Source organism: Rhodopseudomonas palustris, assembly GCF_003226555.1.
Taxonomy (GTDB): domain Bacteria; phylum Pseudomonadota; class Alphaproteobacteria; order Rhizobiales; family Xanthobacteraceae; genus Rhodopseudomonas; species Rhodopseudomonas palustris_I.
On the sequence record NZ_QKQS01000006.1, the window covers coordinates 56,063 to 71,870 of the forward strand.

At 65.6% G+C, this 15,808-nt stretch carries 15 protein-coding genes; 5 read left to right on the top strand and 10 right to left on the bottom strand.

All coding sequences use genetic code 11. The features are described from left to right. Nucleotides 1-90 precede the first annotated feature (90 nt). A complete protein-coding gene (locus tag DNX69_RS02280; RefSeq protein ID WP_110784402.1) occupies nucleotides 91-729 on the bottom strand; it encodes a TetR/AcrR family transcriptional regulator in 639 nt (212 codons plus the stop codon). 80 nt (nucleotides 730-809) lie between these two features. Between DNX69_RS02280 and DNX69_RS02285 the strand changes: the two genes are divergently transcribed. Further along, nucleotides 810-1,550 (top strand): SDR family NAD(P)-dependent oxidoreductase, encoded by a 741-nt coding sequence (locus DNX69_RS02285; protein WP_110784403.1) that lies wholly within the window; start codon nucleotides 810-812, stop codon nucleotides 1,548-1,550. A 7-nt stretch (nucleotides 1,551-1,557) separates the two neighbouring features. Here the strand turns inward: DNX69_RS02285 and DNX69_RS02290 are convergent, their stop codons facing one another. Together DNX69_RS02290 and DNX69_RS02295 are read right to left on the bottom strand one after the other, a co-directional pair. Next, nucleotides 1,558-1,974 (bottom strand): MucR family transcriptional regulator, encoded by a 417-nt coding sequence (locus tag DNX69_RS02290; RefSeq protein WP_110784404.1) that lies wholly within the window; start codon nucleotides 1,972-1,974, stop codon nucleotides 1,558-1,560. 193 nt (nucleotides 1,975-2,167) lie between these two features. Further along, nucleotides 2,168-3,304 (bottom strand): hypothetical protein, encoded by a 1,137-nt coding sequence (locus tag DNX69_RS02295; RefSeq protein ID WP_349626945.1) that lies wholly within the window; start codon nucleotides 3,302-3,304, stop codon nucleotides 2,168-2,170. On the opposite strand from DNX69_RS02295, the gene DNX69_RS02300 reads away from it, so the two are divergent. Next, the gene (locus DNX69_RS02300) at nucleotides 3,303-4,085 is read left to right on the top strand and encodes a class II aldolase/adducin family protein (protein ID WP_110784406.1); all 783 of its coding nucleotides are present in this window, start codon (nucleotides 3,303-3,305) and stop codon (nucleotides 4,083-4,085) included. The genes DNX69_RS02295 and DNX69_RS02300 overlap by 2 nt on opposite strands. Before the next feature lie 308 nt (nucleotides 4,086-4,393). Further along, nucleotides 4,394-5,725: a methyl-accepting chemotaxis protein gene (locus DNX69_RS02305; protein WP_234826821.1), complete on the top strand. Its 1,332-nt coding sequence runs from the start codon at nucleotides 4,394-4,396 to the stop codon at nucleotides 5,723-5,725. A 37-nt stretch (nucleotides 5,726-5,762) separates the two neighbouring features. Here DNX69_RS02305 and DNX69_RS02310 read toward each other — a convergent pair whose 3' ends face one another. The 7 genes from DNX69_RS02310 to DNX69_RS02340 all read right to left on the bottom strand — a co-directional run bounded on the left by DNX69_RS02310 (nucleotide 5,763) and on the right by DNX69_RS02340 (nucleotide 14,641). Further along, nucleotides 5,763-6,056: a DUF3325 domain-containing protein gene (locus tag DNX69_RS02310; protein ID WP_110784408.1), complete on the bottom strand. Its 294-nt coding sequence runs from the start codon at nucleotides 6,054-6,056 to the stop codon at nucleotides 5,763-5,765. Continuing rightward, nucleotides 6,053-7,627, bottom strand: a complete 1,575-nt coding sequence (locus DNX69_RS02315; RefSeq protein ID WP_110784409.1) for a PepSY-associated TM helix domain-containing protein — start codon at nucleotides 7,625-7,627, stop codon at nucleotides 6,053-6,055. Before DNX69_RS02315 ends, DNX69_RS02310 begins: the two co-directional genes overlap by 4 nt. Nucleotides 7,628-7,691: 64 nt before the next feature. Continuing rightward, entirely contained in the window at nucleotides 7,692-7,973 is a 282-nt protein-coding gene (locus DNX69_RS02320; protein ID WP_110784410.1) for a DUF3649 domain-containing protein, read from the bottom strand. Next, complete coding sequence (locus DNX69_RS02325) at nucleotides 7,970-8,692, bottom strand: cobalt ABC transporter substrate-binding protein (protein WP_110784411.1); 723 nt, start codon at nucleotides 8,690-8,692, stop codon at nucleotides 7,970-7,972. The genes DNX69_RS02320 and DNX69_RS02325 overlap by 4 nt, the downstream gene beginning before the upstream one ends. A 73-nt stretch (nucleotides 8,693-8,765) precedes the next feature. Continuing rightward, nucleotides 8,766-11,087, bottom strand: coding sequence for a TonB-dependent receptor (locus DNX69_RS02330; protein WP_110784412.1), 2,322 nt, complete (start codon nucleotides 11,085-11,087; stop codon nucleotides 8,766-8,768). A gap of 334 nt (nucleotides 11,088-11,421) precedes the next feature. Further along, on the bottom strand, nucleotides 11,422-12,828 hold the full coding sequence (locus DNX69_RS02335; RefSeq protein WP_110784413.1) for a M20/M25/M40 family metallo-hydrolase: 1,407 nt from the start codon (nucleotides 12,826-12,828) through the stop codon (nucleotides 11,422-11,424). Between the two features lie 202 nt (nucleotides 12,829-13,030). After that, a complete protein-coding gene (locus tag DNX69_RS02340; protein ID WP_110784414.1) occupies nucleotides 13,031-14,641 on the bottom strand; it encodes a helicase HerA-like domain-containing protein in 1,611 nt (536 codons plus the stop codon). A 334-nt stretch (nucleotides 14,642-14,975) separates the two neighbouring features. Here DNX69_RS02340 and DNX69_RS02345 point away from each other — a divergent pair, with 334 nt between their 5' ends. Together DNX69_RS02345 and DNX69_RS02350 are read left to right on the top strand one after the other, a co-directional pair. Further along, a complete protein-coding gene (locus DNX69_RS02345; RefSeq protein ID WP_110784415.1) occupies nucleotides 14,976-15,347 on the top strand; it encodes a DUF2267 domain-containing protein in 372 nt (123 codons plus the stop codon). Nucleotides 15,348-15,364: 17 nt separating this feature from the next. Beyond that, on the top strand, nucleotides 15,365-15,772 hold the full coding sequence (locus DNX69_RS02350; protein WP_110784416.1) for a DUF4332 domain-containing protein: 408 nt from the start codon (nucleotides 15,365-15,367) through the stop codon (nucleotides 15,770-15,772). Nucleotides 15,773-15,808 lie beyond the last annotated feature (36 nt).

A 15,808-nucleotide genomic window follows, 5' to 3' on the forward strand; every position in this document is an offset into this window, starting at 1 on the left:
GAAAATATTCTCATATCGAGCGGAGGACGGCAAGAGCGTCACGGCGCGATCTTCGGATTTTTTTCCTCTACCCGCAAGCCCAGCGCAGCTTCACAGACCGGCGCCCCACCCCGCTAAGGCGCGGTGCGCCACCGCCTCGAGCTCGGCCCGGGAGGCACCATCGCGAGCCAGGATCGACATACCGGCCTGGATCGCCTGGATGAGTCGGGCCTGTCCATGGACGTCGGCCGCTGCCGGCAGCTCGCCGTCCGCGACCGCCGCGCTGAGCCTCGCCTCGAGCCGCTGCAGCGCGCCCGCCCGGGCGCTCCGCACCAGTTCTCCCAGCGCGGCGTGCCCTTCGCTGCCGACCGCCGACAGCGTCACCATGCAACCGAGCGGGTGATCGTCCGGACTTCCGGTCAGCACTGCGGCGGAATCCAGCAGATAGGCCGTCACCGCCTCACGGGCGGTCGGGGCCGCGTGAAACCTGTCCCAGACCAGGTGCTCGTAAGAGGCCTCGTAATGCCGCAGCGCTTCGGCATAGAGCGCCTCCTTGGCGCCGAACGCCGCATACAGGCTCGGCGCCCCGATCCCCATCGCCTCGGTCAGATCGGCAATCGAGGTCGCCTCATAGCCCTTCGCCCAGAACAGCCGCATCGCCTGCGCCAGCGCCCGCCCCCGATCAAACGCCCGCGGCCTTCCGCGCGGCCGTGCGGTTCGATCGCCCGAGGTCGGTTCGGATTTCTGCATTAATCGCTATATAAATCGCTTGCCCGCCCGCCGCAATTCGCCTACGAATTATATATCGATTCCTACAAAATGAGGATGACATGGTTGAGCTGGCGGGCAAGCGGGCTCTGGTCACCGGAGCCTCTCGCGGGATCGGCGCCGGTATCGCGGTCGAGCTGGCCGCCAAGGGCGCGGACGTCGTGATCACCTATGAGAGGTCGGCAGAGCGCGCAGCCGAAGTTGTGCGCGCGATCGAGGGTAACGGACGCCGCGGCTTCGCGATTCAAGCGAACAGCGCCGATCCGGCGGCCTTGAAGTCCGCAGTGGACGAGGCTGCGGTCAAGCTCGGCGGCCTCGACATTCTGGTCAACAATGCCGGCATCGGGCATGTCGGACCCATCACGGAACTCGGCCTCGCCGATCTCGACGCGCTGCTGAACGTCAACGTGCGCGCCGTAGTGCTGGCGTCGCAGGCCGCGATCCCGCACCTCCGTGAGGGCGGACGGATCATTTCGATCGGCTCGACGCTCGCCGAGCGGGTGCCGTTCGCAGGCTCGACCGTCTACGCGATGACCAAATCGGCGCTGCATGCCTTCACGCGCGGACTGTCCCGTGAGCTGGGCCCGCACGGCGTTACCGTCAATCTGGTTCAGCCGGGCTCGATCGACACCGACATGAATCCGGCCAATGGCGAACAGGCCGACCAGCTCCGTGCCCTGACGGCGCTCGGACGCTACGGCAAGCCCGAGGAGATCGCCGCCGTGGTCGCCTTCCTGGCCAGCCCTGCGGCCGGCCTGATCACCGGCGCGATGATCACCGCGGACGCCGGCTTCTCAGCGTAGGGCCGCGTTACTTCCGCCGACGACGTTGCTGGCCGAGCCCCATCTTTTTGGCGAGCTGCGAGCGCTCCACCGCGTAGTTCGGCGCCACCATCGGGTAGTCCGCGGGAAGTCCCCACTTCTCGCGGTACTGCTCCGGCGTCATCTTGTACTGGGTGCGCAGGTGCCGCTTCAGTGATTTGAAGCGTTTGCCGTCCTCCAGGCAGATCAGATACTCCGGGGTCACCGACTTCTTCACCGGCACCGCCGGCTTGGAAGGCTCCTGCGGTGCCGCCTCGGGACGGCCGGCGGAGAGCCGCTGCAGCGCGGCGTGCACTTGGCTGATCAGCGTCGGGATCTCGCTGGCCGGGGTAGTGTTATGGCTGACATAGGCCGAAACGATCGAGGCGGTCAGCTCGACGTGGCTTTTGCCCGTGGTGTCACTCATCGACCGTCCTTCGTCGCTCGTTCGAACGCAAGCGCGGCGGGCCGCGGTGCGCTGCATAAATTGTACGGGATACTTGGCGCTAAACGGCAGATCGCCGACGCGCGACGACTCTAACCTTGCCGATACCGAAGTCTATTTTCGATGGTGCAGTCGAGCAAGGTAGACCAACAGACGAACGGTGCGCAGGCGTGCATCAGCTCCGCTGTTCGAGGTGGTCGCGAAGCTCGTCGATCGACTCGAACCGCATCATACCTTCCGGCATCTGCGCCTCGATCGAGCCATCGGAATACAGCGAGTACGCCATGCCGTCGACCACGCCGGACTTCAGGACGGTGACCTGCTGCATTTCCTCGCTGCGCGGCGCCGGAGTCGGCTCCAGCAGCCCAGATCGCTCGGTCGCCGGCGCCTCGTCGGCCCCAGTTGCGGACCGCTTCCGCGGCCAGGCATTCTCGAAGCTAGTCGCTGCTCCGCCAAGCAGATCACCCGACGCCGCATCACCGTCAGCCTGGGCCGCCCGCTCCCGCTCGCGCCGGGACGACGCGAACAGCAGGTTGCGCCGCTTCGGCGGCACCGTCTCCTCCTCGGGCTCGGACTCAGCCGAATCCTCTGCCAACGCAGAAGGCGGCGGCGGTGGCGGCTTGATCTCAGGCGGCGGCGCGATGCGTTGGCGCAGCCGGTCGCGCGCCGCAGCTTCTTGCTGCCACGGCGCAGAGCCCGCTGGCTCCGCTGCGGCCGGCAGAGGCTGCGGCGGCAACGACGGCTCCGGCCGGTCGCCTGGGAACAGCGCATCACTGTCAGTGCCAGCGGCGGGCGGCACAAACGTGGCCCGCGCCGGAGCTCTGGTCACGCCCGGTTCGGTCTCCTCGGCCGCCAGACCGGCACCGATCAGCCTCAGCTCACGGATCACCGCCGCCAGGCCGAGCAGCAGCGCGCCGGTGCACGCCCCGACCACACCCGACAGGATCAACGTGTTGCCGAAGCTGAACTCCTTGACCGGAACGCCGACCATGATCGACGCCGCTCCGGCCAGCAGGAAGACGATGCCGGCGACCAGAAGCAATATCATTCTCAACTCCACGCCGGGGCGCATCGCCACGGCAGCCCTCGTTACGATAGCGTCATCCGTGCCAGATCGGCAATCGCTGCAGAGCTTTACGAACAACTTGTTGGGCCGCGGTTGCGCGCTCCCGCCGCTTCCCGCCGCCGACGCGCGCCGCCCACCACATGCCTGCCGCGCTTCGGTCGGCGCTTGCTGCAAGACATTCGCAGCACTAGGCTCGCGCCACGTCAACGCGCCGGACAACGGCGCCCACAGGAAGAGGAAACGCATGTCGCCAGCCGAAGCCGCACGCCTGAGAGAAGTTCCCTCCGATATGACCGAGGCCGAATGGGAGCAGCGGGTCAACCTCGCCGCCTGCTACCGCCTGGTTGCGCTGTATGGTTGGGACGATCTGGTCGACACCCACATCTCGGCGCGGGTGCCCGGCCCTGAGCACCACTTCCTGATCAACCCCTACGGCCTGATGTTCGACGAGATTACCGCTTCGAGCCTGGTCAAGGTCGACCTCGACGGCAACCAGCTCAGCGACAGCCCCTACAAGATCAATCCGGCCGGCTTCACCATCCACTCGGCGATCCACGAAGTGCGCGAGGACGCGGGCTGCGTCCTGCATCTGCACACCCCGGACGGCACCGCGGTGGCGAGCTGTATGGAAGGCCTGCAGCCGCTGAACCAGACCGCACATTTCGTCACCGGCGACCTCGCCTATCACGACTATGAAGGCGTCGCGCTCGACCACGACGAGCGTCCGCGCCTGCAGCGCGACCTCGGCGACAAGAACCACATGCTGCTGCGCAATCACGGCACGTTGACGGTCGGCCGCAGCGTCGCCTCCGCGTTCGAGCGGATGTACCACCTCGAGCGCGCCTGCACGATGCAGGTCCGCACCCGGATGCTCGGCCCGACCGCCTATCCGATCGAGGACGTCGCGATCGACAAGAACCACGAGCGGATGACCAACCGCGACGCGATGGAGCTGCGCTCGACCAAGCTGGTGTGGCCGCCGCTGCTGCGCAAACTCGACCGTATCGATCCGAGCTATCGAACCTGAGTGACGCGTCGAGGTTGAAATCAGCGGCCGTAATGATAATGTGACCGCATCACCCTCTACGCTATCGGAATCCAAACGCCGCCCAATTCCGGGCGGCGTTTTTGCGTTGGCTTCCGTCAAGTCGCTCGGCTTTCGCTCTACTCCGCCGAACTCGAATTGGCCGTGCTGATATACATTCGCATTTCGATGCCAACGCACAGTTAACGACCTTGTATCAACATGGGCCACACCAACTCACTGATTCCCGAGGCTCCATGTCGCTCCTTTCGCCCATGCGCAAGACGATGCGCGACGCCGTCGATAATTCCGTGGCCGCTGAACTCGCAGAAATACGAGCTCGCGACGAGACCCTCGCCGCCTGTATCGATCGCATCGCTGAAGGCCACTATGACACGACGCTCCCCTCCGGCGACGATCAGCTCAGTCGCGCGATCGGTCGCCTCTTGCAAACGCTGTCCGGCAATGTCTCGCGCAATCTCGACCGAATGGTCGATCTCAGCATCCAGACCAGCGAGACCGCCGTCGCGTCAGCGAACCTGCTATCGTTCAGCCGCCAGATCGATCAGCGCTCACAGGCGCTGGCGAGCGCCAGCGAAGAGCTGGTGACGTCGATCGGCCAGATCGGCGTCACGGCGCAGAAGGCGGCATCCGAAGCTGCCGACATGCGCGTCAGCGCCCAGCACGGGCTGGCTACCGCAAACACCGCGGCCTCCGCCATGAGCCGCGTCAGCACCACCGCCGAACTGGCAGCGGAGAAAATCGCCGAACTCAGTGCTGCGTCCGACGCGATCGGTAGCATCGTGTCCTCGATCGATGCGATCGCGCGGCAGACCAACCTGCTCGCGCTGAACGCGACAATCGAGGCCGCTCGCGCCGGCGAAGCCGGACGCGGCTTCGCCGTGGTGGCAACCGAGGTGAAAGGACTGTCCCAGCAGACCAGCAATGCCACCGTCGACATCCGCAGCCGGATCGATCGATTGCGCGACGACATCGCCACTATCGTCAGCGCGATGTCGGACTGCACCAGCGCGGCAGTCGAAAGCCGCGAAGTGGTGAACTCGCTCGGCGAAGCGATGAACGGCGTCTCCGAACGCGTGGCCGGCGTGACCGACGGAATGGCGGAGATCGCCACCATCCTGAATCAGCAGTCACAGGCGTCGAGCGAGATCGCGAACGGAATCTCGACGATCGCCGAACAAACCGAGAAGTCCGTCGCCCAGGTCGGGCACATCTCCGATCAACTCGATCAGGTGCAGGCATTGGTCGGCGGAGATCTCGAGGAATTGTCCCGAATGACCTTCGACGGTCTGATCCCACGCCTCGCCAAGGCCGATCACATCGCCTGGAAAAAGCGGCTCGCCGATATGGCCGTTGGACGCGCCAAGCTGAGCAGCAGCGAATTGACGGATCATCACTCGTGCCGGCTCGGCAAGTGGTACTATGGCGACGCCTCGAAGGGATCGCGGACCCATCCAGCTTTCGCCGCTTTGGAACAGCCGCACGCGCTCGTGCATGAACACGGCAAAGCCGCCGCACGGCTGATGCAGTCCGGCGATCTCGCCGGCGCGATGGCAGAGATCGACCAGGTCGGACACGCCTCGAAGGAGGTGCTGCGACTGATCGATCGGCTCGTGAAGTAGCGTAGCTCGCTGCCTACAGCGAACGCAGATCGTGTGGTCAGGATCGTGCTTTGAGTACGCCCCTGCGGCCGTAACCGATCAGCGTCACGTAGATCAATGCCGCGGCCAACGTGGTGTGGCCGCTGAATTTGACCAGACCGAAGCCCCAGCCGGATGTGCCGACCAGCATGGCGAGCGCAGCCAGCAGTGCGCAGGTGCCGACGGCGCGGAGCGCGAGGACCACCGGCCGCCGCAGCGAACGGCGCAGGATGTCGTGCTGCGGCCGGCGCAGCCCGAACGCCAAGGCGGTGAAGCCCAGCAGGCAGAGAAGCTGCGCCAGCGCATGGCTCATGTCGCGGCCTCTCCGGAGATGGCCACGCGATCGCCGCGCAGCTCCGAGGCGCGCGAAGGACGCAGCCGTGCCCCGTGCCGCGCGGTGCGGATCGCCAGCACCGCATGCAGCAGCGCCAGCGCCCAGCACATCAGGTCGGTGCCGGCGAACACCCAGTCGCCGTTCGCGAGGCTGTGCCACAGCGGGCGCTGCGTCGTCGCAGCATTCAGCACCGGGACCAGCGCCAGCAACGCGGCGGCGGCCCAGAGCTGCTCGACCCACGCCGCCCTGGCCGGCCGCAGCAGCGCATGCAGCAGCGTCAGCCCCCAGACGATGAAAAACAGATGGACCTCCCAGAACGCCCGCTCCTGCATCTGAACAGGTAGCAGCCGGTTCGCCCACAGGAACCCCGTCATCGCGATCGACAGTCCGGGGATGCTGGCGATGTTGAGCCTCTCGACCAGCCGGAAGCCGACATGCGGCCGTTCCGGATCGGGCAGCTTCTGCCGCCGCTTCACCGTCCACATCACCAGCCCGGTGCCGACCATCGCGGTGCCCATCAGGCTGGCGAGGAAGTACAGCCACCGCGTCTCCAGATCGCTGAAGCGGCCGAGATGCAGCGCGTACATCACGCCGCGGGTCTCCGCTGCGGCGCCGACACGATCATGCACGGCGAGCAGCTTGCCGGTGGCGCCGTCGAACTCGACGTAATCGGGGCTCATCGATACGCGCCCGGCATCGCCCCTAGTTACTGCGATGCGTGCCGTCGCGTCGCCCGGATTGGTGGCGTTGACGCGCCCGACATCGATCGTTCCCCAGCGCTGCTGCGTCTGCCGCACCATCGCCTCGATCGACCCCAGCGGGACCTTGTCGCCGCTCGGCTTGCCGGCCTGGATGAAGGCGCTGAGTTCGGCGGTGAGCTGCTGGCGTTCCGCCGGCGTCTTGATGGCGGCGCGTTCGCCCCACGGCACGTACAGCGCCATCAGCGTCACCAGACCGGTGTAGGTGATCATCAGATGGAACGGCAGCCCGAACACCGACAGCGCATTGTGGGCGTCCAGCCAGGAGCGCTGGCCCTTGCCCCAGCGGAAGGTGAAGAAGTCGGTGAAGATCTTCTTGTGGGTGATCACGCCGGCCACGATCGCCACCAGCATGAACATCGCCGCGAGACCCGCGAGCAACCGTCCCCAGAACGGCGACATGTAGTAGAATTGAAAATGGAAGCGATAGAAGAAATCACCGCCGAGCGTGTCCCGTGCCTCGACGCGATGGCCGGTGACCGGATCGAAGTGGTCTTGACCGAACGCGCGTGCGCCCTTTCCGCCGGGAATCCGCCAGAACGCGTAGACGGTGTTGCTGCGCTCGTCGGGAAGTTTGATGCTCCACTGCGTCGCATTCGGCGCGATCCGGCCGATTTCGTCGGCGACCCGCTGCGCCACCACCGCCGGATCGAGCGGCTGCGTCAGGCGGGGCAGCTCCGGCCGCATCCACTGCGACAGCTCTTCCTTGAAGTACGACACCGTGCCGGTGAGGAACATCGCGTACAGCACCCAGCCGAGCAGCAGGCCGCTCCAGGTGTGCAGGCCGGACATGCTTTGCCGGAGGCCGCGATGGGTGGCTCGTCGATCGTGGGGCTTGGTCACGCCTCGCGCCTCATCAGGAAGCCGACCACGCCAGCGGCGCCAGCAGCGCGGCGAAGATGGCGAGGCCGATCCATACTCTCAGCGCGCTCTGCGCCGCGAATGCCCAGATCACCACGGACGCACAGACTGCGAAGCTCGCGAGCTGGCCGGTGAGCACCGCCTGCGGTTTGCTGATCGGCAGCGCCAGCACCGCAACGCTGCAAAGCGCAGCCAGCGCGTAGCCGCCGAGCAGCGCTGCGACGATGCGCGACGCCAGCGCACCGATCGACCGAACGCGATGCGCCCGCGCCGTCATTTACGCGGCGCAGCCGGCGTCGCCGGTGGACCGGGCGGAAGCGGCGGCAGCCCGTCCGGCTTCTCGTAAGTCACGGCGGTGGCGTAGCTGATTGCGTCGTACTTCTCGCCCGCACGCTCGCCCGCGGCCTTGTCGGTGACGCTGACTTCGGCGACGTAGATGCCCTTCCATGGCATATCGAAGGAGACGAGGCCCTGCGCGTCGGTGCGCGCTTCCTTCGCCCACCCCGACTGCGTCGTCAGCGTCACCTTGGTCTTCGGCTTCGGCTGGTCCTTGAACACCAGCTTGAACTGGCCCGGCTGCCCGGTCGGTACCAGATCGAGCGGCAGCTTCGGCTGCTGGGCGTTGAAGCCGGTGATCAGGCGGGCGCCCGGATAGAACCAGCTCCTTACCTCCTTGTCCTGCTGCTTCCAGGTGTAGAGCGGATAGTTCGCATCCTCGGCGACGATGCTGTCTCCGGTCGCCGCGGCGAACGGCAGCTTGAAGCCATCCGCCGACTTGGTTGCATCGGCGTTCTGCTCGCCCTTGGCGGAGACGAGTGTCGCGGTCACCTTGGCGAACTTGTCGAGCAGCCCCGGCGAGGCTTCACGCAGGTTTTCGCCGAACTCGCCGAACCGCACCACGGCTGCGCCGTCCGCCTGCTCGATCCAGATCTGGTGCGCCTGCGCGGAGGTCATCGCGCCGAGCATTGCAAGCATCGCGAGAGAGAGTTTTTTCATTCCGATCACCTTGCTTCGAAACGTGGGTGCCCGGCGCGAAGCCGGGCACGGTGTTTGCCAATCGCAGCCGCGATCAGAAATCGAACGCGGCCGACAACAAGTAGGTCCGCGGCGCGCCGACCGTGACGAAGGTCCCCGTGGTCAGCCAGTAGTTTTCGCCGGTGACGTTTTCAATGCTGGCACGGAAGGTCACCGGCTTGCCGGTGATCGCGGTCGTGGTGTAGCGCGCACCGAGGTCGAGCCGCGTCCAATCCGGGAAGCGTTGCGTCGGCAGGTTGGCGCTCGTCAGATACGAACCCGAGGTGTAGATCACCCGGCCGTTGAGCGCGAGCCCGCGCACCCACGGCGTATCCCAGTCGAGGCCGGCGGAGACGGTCGTATCCGGCACGCCGGCCGCATCGTTGCCTCGCTCCAGCGGGTTGGTCGGATTGGTCAGCTCGGGCTTGAGGAAAGTCGCGCTGGCCATGCCGCGCAGCCCAGGCAGGATCAGGCCGTACACCGACAGCTCGACGCCGCGGTTGCGCTGCTCGCCGTCATAGGCGAGTTCGTTGGCGGCGTTGCGGATCGAATTCGGCCGCGTGATCTGGAACACCGCCGCAGTGGTGGTAATGGTGCCCCAATCGACCTTGATACCGGCTTCCTGCTGCTTCGACTTGTACGGCGCCAGCACCGCACCGGTGTTGGCATAACCAGCACCGACGATTGTGCCACGGCTCAAGCCCTCGGCGTAGTTGGCGTACAGCGACACGTTGTGCCACGGCTTGATGACGATACCGGCGAGCGGCGTCGTGGCGCTGGCGTCGTAGCCGCTGGTCAGCGCCCCCGTGGTGGTGTTGAAGCTGTCCACCTTCACGTTCTGCTGGCGAGCGCCGAGCGTCAGCAGCACCGTATCGTTCAGGAACGACATCGTGTCGGCAATCGCGACACTGGTCAGCGTCGTGTCGGAAGACTTCTGCGGAGCGTTCCGTGCACCCGTGACGAACGGCAGCGGCGACGGATTGTAGATGTTCGACGGTACCGACTGCGCCGCGGAGTTGGCCACATAGGCGTTGCCGGCTTCCTGATTGAAGCCGGTGTAGGCGACGTTGACCGAGTGGCCGATGAAGCCGGTGTTGAACTTGGCCCGCACACCGGCATTGCCGCTGACCGTCTGGCTGTACGAGTCGTAGTAAGCGTTGATCAGCCGGAAATTGCCGAACTGATCGATGCCACCCGTATAGCCGGAGACCCGGGAATCCGGGAAGGTCTGGTAGTTCTCGCCCTGCCGATAGCCGAGGCCGGCATAAGCGGTCAGCCAATCGGTGATGTCGTATTCGAGCCCGGACGCGATGGTGTGATCCCGCTGATTCAGCACTGTCCCGGGATACCAGTTACCCCGCGCGTCCGGCGGCGCGGGAATGAACGGAACCCCCGTCTGGATGCTCATCTGCGGGCGGAAGTTCTTGGTGTCGTCGTTCTGGGTGATGGCGTCGAGCGTCCAGCGCAGACGATCGCCGCGATAGTCGACCGACAGGGCAGCGACGCCGCTACGCCAATTGCCACCGTCGACCGAGGCTTCGCCGTTGCGCGCGACGCCGTTGAAGCGAACGCCCCATTCCTTGTTGGCGCCGAACCTCTGGCTGGAGTCGAGCTGGACGCCGTAATTGCCGGCGCTCATGAAGAACGGCGTGACCCGCGCAAACGGCACCTCGGTGGCGCGCTTGGTGACGATGTTGACGGCGCCGCCGATGCTGCCGCCGGGCGCGATGCCATTGATCAGCGCGCCGGGGCCCTTGAGCAGTTCGATCCGCTCGATGATCTGTGCCGGCACACGGCTCGACGACACCAGACCGTACAGACCGTTGAGGCCGACATCCGTCGCATTGACCTGGAAACCGCGGATCTGGAACGTGTCGTCGAAACCGTTCGGGCCGGTCGACAGCCGCACTGACGAATCGTTGATCAGAGTGTCGGCGGCGGTGCGGGCCTGCTGATCCTGGATCAGTTGCGAGGTGAAGTTCACGGTCGAGAACGGCGTGTTCATCACGCTGGTCGAGCCGAGCAGGCCGAGCGTGCCGCCCTGCGCCACCTGGCCGCCCGCATAGGCCGGCGCCGGTGCGCCGATGGTGCGGGTCGAACCCATGGTGGTCGGCGGCGCGGCCGGAGGCGGCGGCGGTTCGGCGGCGCGGCGCGGCGCCACCCGCGCGGCGCGCTGTGGTGTGGCGCGCGGCTGCGCGGTGCGCGTGGCGGGACGTGCGCGCTGCTGCGGCGCGTCGACCGAGACCGGCGGCAGCACGCGCCGCTCTGCGTCCTGCGCCCGCACCGGCGATGCACTCAGGCTCGCCACAGTGGCCGTGACGACGCCCGCAGCGACGCCCAGGTAAAGACGATTCTTGTTGTTCTTGAAGTTGCTCACTCAACGCCCCCAATTCCAATGATTGGGGCCGGGGTAGGAGACGCAGACGAGAGAGGCAACGAGGTACGGTTTAGAATCGATATACGTCGATCGGAGCGCCGCACTAACAACTTAGAACGGCTCTATTGTTCCTGCTGTGACCGATTTGCGCGGCCTGCGTGTCGTCGCCGAATTTGCCGAAAGCAATCGCTTGCCAGGCAACGCCTATGATGGCGTTGCGCCACCACAAGCGATCGCGCAGCTCAATCTAGAACGATTCCGAACTTGCGCGACTTCGTCGAGGATCAGCACGAGGCTCGCGCAACGCGAGGTGACGTTGTGACGCGGTGTTCGTTCACCGCGGTGCGTCCGCAAGCGCGCCGAGAATCCGCACCCACGAGCGAATCCCCTTCTGAAAACTGTTCAGATCGTATTTCTCGTTCGGCGAATGGATATTGTCGTCGTCGAGCCCGAAGCCGATCAGCACCGAGTCGAGGCCAAGCGTCCGCTTGAAATCGGCCACGATCGGGATCGAGGCGCCGGAGCCGATCAACACTGCGTCCTTGCCCCACTCGTCGGTGAGCGCGCGGCTCGCTGCAGTCAGCGGCTTCATGTCCCACGGCAGCGCGATCGCTGCGCCGTTGGAGTGGTCGAGGAATTCGGCGCGGCAATCGCCCGGCAGCCGCGCAGTAACGTAGGCGCGGAAGGCGTCGCGGATCTTGTTCGGGTCCTGCCCTTCGACGATCCGGAACGACACCTTGGCCGAAGCTTCCGCGGCGATCACCGTCTTCGAGCCCTCGCCGGTGTAACCGCCGACGATGCCGTTGATGTCGCAAGTCGGCCGCGAGATCAGTTGTTCGATCAGCAGACGATCGTCCTCGCCGGCCGGAATCGACAGCCCGATCGGGCCGAGGAAACTCTCGGCGGTCAGGTTCAGCCCCTTCCACTGCGCCAAAATCTCCGGCGGCAGATCCTTTACCCCGTCGTAGAAGCCCGGAATGGTGATGCGGCCGTGCTCGTCGTGCAGGCCGCCGAGAATCCTGGTCAGCACCCGGATCGGATTCTGCGCGCCGCCGCCATAGACGCCGGAGTGCAGATCGCGGTTCGCCGCCTTGATCTTCACCTCTTCGTAGACCAGGCCGCGCAGCGAGGTGGTGATCGCCGGCGTCGCCGGGTCCCACATCCCGGTGTCGCAGACCAGCGCGAAGTCGGCGGCAAGGTCCTTCTTGTTCGCATCGAGGAACGGCACGAAGTTCTTCGAGCCGACTTCCTCCTCGCCCTCGATCACGATGGTCAGGTCGATCGGCAATTCGCCTGTCGCATCCTTCCACGCCCGGCAAGCTTCGACGAAGGTCGAGAGCTGGCCTTTGTCGTCCTGCGCACCGCGCGCCACGATGATCTTGCGGCCGTCGGCATGGTCGGCGATCACCGGCTCGAACGGCGGCCGGTGCCACAGCTCGACGGGATCGACCGGCTGCACGTCGTAGTGGCCATAGAACAACGCGTGCGGCCGGTTGCCGGTGTTGGTCTTGGCTTTGGCGACGATCGCCGGATGCCCCGCGGTCGGCCGCACCTCGGCGTCGAAGCCGATCGACGCAATGTCGGCGGCCAGATGCTCGGCCGCCACCTTGCAGTCCGCCGCGAACGCCGGATCGGCCGAGATCGACTTGATCCGCAGCAGCGCGAACAGCCGCTGCAACGCGGCGTCGAAATCGGCATCGGCGCGGGCGAGCACCGTTTGAACGTGAGAGCTGGCGGACATGATGTGTTCCTTCTTTAGATGTGTCCGATGCCGCGGCCCTCATCCTTCGAGACGCGGCCTAACGGCCGCTCCTCAGGATGAGGAAGCTGCGACATGTCGCAAAGAGCGAACGAAGGCGATCTCGCACAGCCTCATGGTGAGGAGGCGCGCAGCGCCGTCTCGAACCATGCTGCCACGCGCCTGTGTCCAAACCGCAAACGCCTCACCGACGCAACATGCCGCCGAGCGTGCCACGCACGATCGAGCGACCGACCGAGCCGCCTAGCGAGCCGCCGACCTTCTTGCCGAGTTCGGCGGCGAGGCCGCCGACCACAGTGGTGGCGACAGTGCGGGCGACGTTGCGCGCCACCACCTGGCCGGTCGTGAGCTTGCCGCGCGGCGTGTTGGTGCCGAAGATTGTCGATACCATGCTGCCGAGCTGGCCGAACAGGCCGCCGCTGCCGGGCTCGGCCTCGTCACCGGCGGACTTGCCGTCGATCCGCGCGCGCAGTTTCTCGTAGGCGGATTCCGAATCCACCGCGGTATCATATTTGCCCTTCACGGGGCTCGCCGCGATGATCGCCTTGCGCTCTTCCGGCGTGATCGGTCCGATCCGCGCCGACGGCGGCCGCACCAGGACACGCTCGACGATCGCCGGCGTGCCGTTGCCTTCGAGGAACGATACCAGCGCCTCGCCCTTGCCGAGCTCGGTGATCACCTTGGCGGTATCCAGCTTCGGGTTCGGCCGGAAGGTGTCGGCCGCGGCCGCCACTGATTTCTGGTCGCGCGGCGTGAAGGCGCGCAGGGCGTGCTGCACCCGGTTTCCGAGCTGCGCGAGCACGCGGTCCGGCACATCGATCGGGTTCTGGGTGATGAAGTACACGCCGACGCCCTTGGAGCGGATCAGCCGCACCACCTGTTCAATTTTGTCCATCAACGGCTTGGGCGCATCGTTGAACAATAAGTGCGCCTCGTCGAAGAAGAACACCAGCTTCGGCTTGTCGGGATCGCCGACTTCCGGCAGCTCCTCGAACAGCTCCGACACCATCCACAACAGGAACGTGGCGTACAGCCGCGGATTGTTCATCAGCTTGTCGGCGACCAGAATATTGACCACGCCGCGGCCCTGACTGTCGGTGCGGATGAAATCCTTGAGCAGCAGCGCCGGCTCGCCGAAGAATTTCTCGCCGCCCTGGTTCTCCAGAACCAGAAGCTGGCGCTGGATGGTGCCGACGGTCTGCTTGGTGACGTTGCCGAGTGCCTGCGCGGCCTGACGGATGTCGGCGTTGACGTCGCCATTGTCCGCCACCTTCTGGGCGATCGGCGCGATCGCGTCGAGCATCGCGCGCAGATCCTTCATGTCCATCAGCGGCAGGCCCATGTCGTCGGCGACACGGAACGCGACGTTGAGCACGCCCTCCTGCACGTCGTTGAGATCGAGCATGCGCGACAACAGCAGCGGCCCCATCTCGGAGACGGTGGCGCGCACCGGATGGCCCTGCTCGCCGAACACGTCCCAGAACACGGTGGTGAACTGATCCGGCTGGAATTTCAGCCCGATCTCCTGGGCACGCTTGAGGATGAAATCCTTGGCCTCGCCGACTTCCGCAATACCGGACAGATCGCCTTTGATATCGGCGGCGAACACCGGCACCCCGGCCCGCGCGAAGCCTTCGGCCATCACCTGCAGCGACACGGTCTTGCCGGTGCCGGTGGCGCCGGTGACCAGACCGTGGCGATTGGCGAGATTCAATGACAGCCACGCCGGCTGCTCGCCCTTCCCGATGAAAATCTTGCCGTCGGTATCACCGCTCGCGATGCCGCTCGCCGTCATCTTGTCGTTCCCTCGCCCGAAAACATCCCCACCGGCGATCGGTCGCCTGGTGCCGCACGCATCCTGCCTATCACAACGGAACCATTCAACGACGATCGCGGCGAGACGTTGTCGCGATATTCACCCTACCGCGCGCAACAACGCTTGATGCGTAGATTCCGACCGGCACGAGAGCGTATCCGGCGGCCACGGCTTTGCAATGTTGCAACACTGCCGGGACGAATCATACGGAAGGACTGTCGCGATCACTGGGGTCGCTTGTGTTTCGCGGAAGAGCAGATCAGGATGAATTCACAACATGGACCGGCCTCAGAGCCGGCGTGGCGGGGGCGTGATGGACGAGTTGATTGAAAGGCTGGCCGACAAGGCCGGTCTGGACCGGTCTGTTGCCGGCAAAACCATCGGCATCATTCTCGCTTTTCTCCGCAATGAAGGACCGCAGCAGCCGGTCCAGGCCTTGATCGACAGCATTCCGGGCGCCGAAGCCGCGATCGAAGCGGCGGACACATCGCGCAGCGGGCTGAGCCGCCTGATCGGCGGCGGAGGCGTGATGGCGATGGGCACGCGACTGCTCGGGCTCGGCCTCAGTGTCTCCGACATCCAGACCATCGCCCGCGAACTGTTCAAAGCGGGCCGCGACAGAATAGGGGCGGAGCAAATGGGCGCGATCCTCGAAGGCACGCCCGGCATCCGTCAATTCACCTGAACCTTGTATCGAGTGCCATGACATATCCAATCTCTCAGCTCGATGGCATCACCGAGGTCGCCGCGAGCAAATTGAAATCGGTAGGAATTCGCACCACCGAAGCGCTGCTCGAAGCCGCCCACACCGTGAAAGGCCGCAAGGCGCTGGCCGCCAAGACCGGCCTCACCGAGCAGCAATTGCTGCAATGGGCCAATCTCGCCGACTGCATGCGGGTTCCCGGCCTCGGCAAGGCCAAGGCCGATCTGCTGCGCGCCGCCGGGGTCTCGACCTTGCGCGAATTCACCCACCGCAATCCGGCACGGCTGGCGCAGAACATGAAAGAAGCCAATCTCAAGCGCAAACTGGTGCGCACCCTGCCCTCCGAGAAAGAAGTCGGCCAACTGATCGAACAGGCCCGCAAGCTGCCGTTGAAGATCACCTACTAATATCCGTCCCGGTGACGCCGCCAGGCGCTTGACAGG